Origin of the sequence: Paraburkholderia sp. C35 (genome assembly GCF_003121405.1) — a bacterium.
Lineage (GTDB): Bacteria > Pseudomonadota > Gammaproteobacteria > Burkholderiales > Burkholderiaceae > Paraburkholderia.
Window position 1 is genome coordinate 1 of sequence record NZ_QBUY01000208.1, and the last position, 4,786, is coordinate 4,786.

General features: G+C 53.4%; 2 rRNA genes. Both read left to right on the forward strand.

The annotated features are described in order from the left end of the window. Nucleotides 1-64: 64 nt before the first annotated feature. Nucleotides 65-1,595, forward strand: a 16S ribosomal RNA gene (locus DK391_RS43870). Nucleotides 1,596-1,892: 297 nt separating this feature from the next. Then, a 23S ribosomal RNA gene (locus DK391_RS43875) occupies nt 1,893-4,773 on the forward strand. The 16S and 23S rRNA genes sit together here, the layout of an rRNA operon. Nucleotides 4,774-4,786: the final 13 nt, after the last annotated feature.

The following is a 4,786-nucleotide window of genomic DNA, read 5'->3' on the forward strand; positions in this document are numbered from 1 at the left end:
CTTTCGTCAGTGATTTTGAGTGAGCGACCGGTTTCTAACGAAACCGAAAAACAGTAACAGGTTTGAACTGAAGAGTTTGATCCTGGCTCAGATTGAACGCTGGCGGCATGCCTTACACATGCAAGTCGAACGGCAGCACGGGGGCAACCCTGGTGGCGAGTGGCGAACGGGTGAGTAATACATCGGAACGTGTCCTGGAGTGGGGGATAGCCCGGCGAAAGCCGGATTAATACCGCATACGCTCGAGAGAGGAAAGCGGGGGATCTTCGGACCTCGCGCTCAAGGGGCGGCCGATGGCAGATTAGCTAGTTGGTGGGGTAAAGGCCTACCAAGGCGACGATCTGTAGCTGGTCTGAGAGGACGACCAGCCACACTGGGACTGAGACACGGCCCAGACTCCTACGGGAGGCAGCAGTGGGGAATTTTGGACAATGGGGGCAACCCTGATCCAGCAATGCCGCGTGTGTGAAGAAGGCCTTCGGGTTGTAAAGCACTTTTGTCCGGAAAGAAAACTTCGTCCCTAATATGGATGGAGGATGACGGTACCGGAAGAATAAGCACCGGCTAACTACGTGCCAGCAGCCGCGGTAATACGTAGGGTGCGAGCGTTAATCGGAATTACTGGGCGTAAAGCGTGCGCAGGCGGTTCGCTAAGACCGATGTGAAATCCCCGGGCTTAACCTGGGAACTGCATTGGTGACTGGCGGGCTAGAGTATGGCAGAGGGGGGTAGAATTCCACGTGTAGCAGTGAAATGCGTAGAGATGTGGAGGAATACCGATGGCGAAGGCAGCCCCCTGGGCCAATACTGACGCTCATGCACGAAAGCGTGGGGAGCAAACAGGATTAGATACCCTGGTAGTCCACGCCCTAAACGATGTCAACTAGTTGTCGGGTCTTCATTGACTTGGTAACGTAGCTAACGCGTGAAGTTGACCGCCTGGGGAGTACGGTCGCAAGATTAAAACTCAAAGGAATTGACGGGGACCCGCACAAGCGGTGGATGATGTGGATTAATTCGATGCAACGCGAAAAACCTTACCTACCCTTGACATGTACGGAACCTTGCTGAGAGGTGAGGGTGCCCGAAAGGGAGCCGTAACACAGGTGCTGCATGGCTGTCGTCAGCTCGTGTCGTGAGATGTTGGGTTAAGTCCCGCAACGAGCGCAACCCTTGTCCCTAGTTGCTACGCAAGAGCACTCTAGGGAGACTGCCGGTGACAAACCGGAGGAAGGTGGGGATGACGTCAAGTCCTCATGGCCCTTATGGGTAGGGCTTCACACGTCATACAATGGTCGGAACAGAGGGTTGCCAAGCCGCGAGGTGGAGCCAATCCCAGAAAACCGATCGTAGTCCGGATCGCAGTCTGCAACTCGACTGCGTGAAGCTGGAATCGCTAGTAATCGCGGATCAGCATGCCGCGGTGAATACGTTCCCGGGTCTTGTACACACCGCCCGTCACACCATGGGAGTGGGTTTTACCAGAAGTGGCTAGTCTAACCGCAAGGAGGACGGTCACCACGGTAGGATTCATGACTGGGGTGAAGTCGTAACAAGGTAGCCGTATCGGAAGGTGCGGCTGGATCACCTCCTTTCCAGAGCTAGCGTTCAACGTTGAGTGCTCACACTTGTCGGCTGTTAATTTGAAGACAGTCATAGCTGTATCGTGATTCGATATCGGCTTATGTTCTTTAACAATCAGGAAGAAGTAGTAAAGAGATTCACGAAAGTGTACTTAGAGATGGGTACGCGAGTAGGTGAATCAGGGTTGTGATTGTATCAATGTATTTTTAAGTGATCGAAAGATCGCTTTGGAATACGGCGCAACACGAATACTCAACCTGTAGCGAGTGAGTCCGGCGTGGCAACACGAAGAGACACACCCGTTATAGGGTCAAGCGAACAAGTGCATGTGGTGGATGCCTTGGCGATCACAGGCGATGAAGGACGCGGTAGCCTGCGAAAAGCTACGGGGAGCTGGCAAACGAGCTTTGATCCGTAGATGTCCGAATGGGGAAACCCACTCCGAATGGAGTATCCATGACTGAATACATAGGTCATGCGAAGCGAACGCGGTGAACTGAAACATCTAAGTAACCGCAGGAAAAGAAATCAACCGAGATTCCCAAAGTAGTGGCGAGCGAAATGGGACCAGCCTGTACTCTTTATTCATGTCGTCAGCCAAACGCTCTGGAAAGTGCGGCCATAGTGGGTGATAGCCCCGTAGGCGAAGGCGATGTGGAAGAACTAGGTGTACGACAAGTAGGGCGGGACACGTGAAATCCTGTCTGAAGATGGGGGGACCATCCTCCAAGGCTAAATACTCGTGATCGACCGATAGTGAACCAGTACCGTGAGGGAAAGGCGAAAAGAACCCCGGGAGGGGAGTGAAATAGATCCTGAAACCGCATGCATACAAACAGTCGGAGCCTCGCAAGGGGTGACGGCGTACCTTTTGTATAATGGGTCAGCGACTTACATTCAGTGGCGAGCTTAACCGATTAGGGCAGGCGTAGCGAAAGCGAGTCCGAACAGGGCGATTCAGTCGCTGGGTGTAGACCCGAAACCAGGTGATCTATCCATGGCCAGGATGAAGGTGCGGTAACACGTACTGGAGGTCCGAACCCACTAACGTTGAAAAGTTAGGGGATGAGCTGTGGATAGGGGTGAAAGGCTAAACAAACCTGGAAATAGCTGGTTCTCTCCGAAAACTATTTAGGTAGTGCCTCGTGTATCACCTTCGGGGGTAGAGCACTGTCATGGTTGATGGGTCCATTGCGGATTACGTCGCCATAGCAAACTCCGAATACCGAAGAGTGCAATCACGGGAGACAGACATCGGGTGCTAACGTCCGGTGTCAAGAGGGAAACAACCCAGACCGCCAGCTAAGGTCCCCAAATATGACTAAGTGGGAAACGAAGTGGGAAGGCTAAAACAGTCAGGAGGTTGGCTTAGAAGCAGCCACCCTTTAAAGAAAGCGTAATAGCTCACTGATCGAGTCGTCCTGCGCGGAAGATGTAACGGGGCTAAGTCATATACCGAAGCTGCGGATGCACATTTATGTGCATGGTAGGAGAGCGTTCTGTAAGCCTGCGAAGGTGCACTGGAAAGTGTGCTGGAGGTATCAGAAGTGCGAATGCTGACATGAGTAGCGATAAAGGGGGTGAAAGGCCCCCTCGCCGTAAGCCCAAGGTTTCCTACGCAACGTTCATCGGCGTAGGGTGAGTCGGCCCCTAAGGCGAGGCAGAAATGCGTAGCTGATGGGAAACAGGTCAATATTCCTGTACCAGTGTGAAATGCGATGGGGGGACGGATCGCGGAAGGTTGTCCGGGTGTTGGAAGTCCCGGTCGCTGCGTTGGAGAAGGTGCTCTGGCAAATCCGGGCACGGAATTCAAGGGCGTGGCGCGAGCTCCTTAGGGAGCGAAGCAATCGGAAGGGGTTCCAGGAAAAGCCTCTAAGCTTCAGTTTCACATTGACCGTACCGCAAACCGACACAGGTGGGCGAGATGAGTATTCTAAGGCGCTTGAGAGAACTCGGGAGAAGGAACTCGGCAAATTGGTACCGTAACTTCGGGATAAGGTACGCCCCTGTAGCTTGATGCCCCTGCGGGCAAAGGGTGAAGGGGTTGCAATAAACTGGTGGCTGCGACTGTTTAATAAAAACACAGCACTCTGCAAACACGAAAGTGGACGTATAGGGTGTGACGCCTGCCCGGTGCCGGAAGATTAAATGATGGGGTGCAAGCTCTTGATTGAAGTCCCGGTAAACGGCGGCCGTAACTATAACGGTCCTAAGGTAGCGAAATTCCTTGTCGGGTAAGTTCCGACCTGCACGAATGGCGTAACGATGGCCACACTGTCTCCTCCCGAGACTCAGCGAAGTTGAAGTGTTTGTGATGATGCAATCTCCCCGCGGCTAGACGGAAAGACCCCATGAACCTTTACTGTAGCTTTGCATTGGACTTTGAACCGATCTGTGTAGGATAGGTGGGAGGCTATGAAGCGTGGACGCTAGTCTGCGTGGAGCCGTCCTTGAAATACCACCCTGGTTTGTTTGAGGTTCTAACCTTGGCCCGTTATCCGGGTCGGGGACAGTGCATGGTGGGCAGTTTGACTGGGGCGGTCTCCTCCCAAAGTGTAACGGAGGAGTACGAAGGTACGCTAGGTACGGTCGGAAATCGTGCTGATAGTGCAATGGCATAAGCGTGCTTAACTGCGAGACCGACAAGTCGAGCAGGTGCGAAAGCAGGTCATAGTGATCCGGTGGTTCTGTATGGAAGGGCCATCGCTCAACGGATAAAAGGTACTCTGGGGATAACAGGCTGATACCGCCCAAGAGTTCATATCGACGGCGGTGTTTGGCACCTCGATGTCGGCTCATCTCATCCTGGGGCTGTAGCCGGTCCCAAGGGTATGGCTGTTCGCCATTTAAAGAGGTACGTGAGCTGGGTTTAAAACGTCGTGAGACAGTTTGGTCCCTATCTGCCGTGGGCGCTGGATATTTGAAGGGGGCTGCTCCTAGTACGAGAGGACCGGAGTGGACGAACCTCTGGTGTACCGGTTGTCACGCCAGTGGCATCGCCGGGTAGCTATGTTCGGAAGAGATAACCGCTGAAAGCATCTAAGCGGGAAACTCGCCTTAAGATGAGATATCCCCGGGGCTTCGAGCCCCTTGAAGGGTCGTTCAAGACCAGGACGTTGATAGGTCAGGTGTGGAAGCGCAGTAATGCGTTAAGCTAACTGATACTAATTGCCCGTAAGGCTTGATCCTATAACAGGTGTGT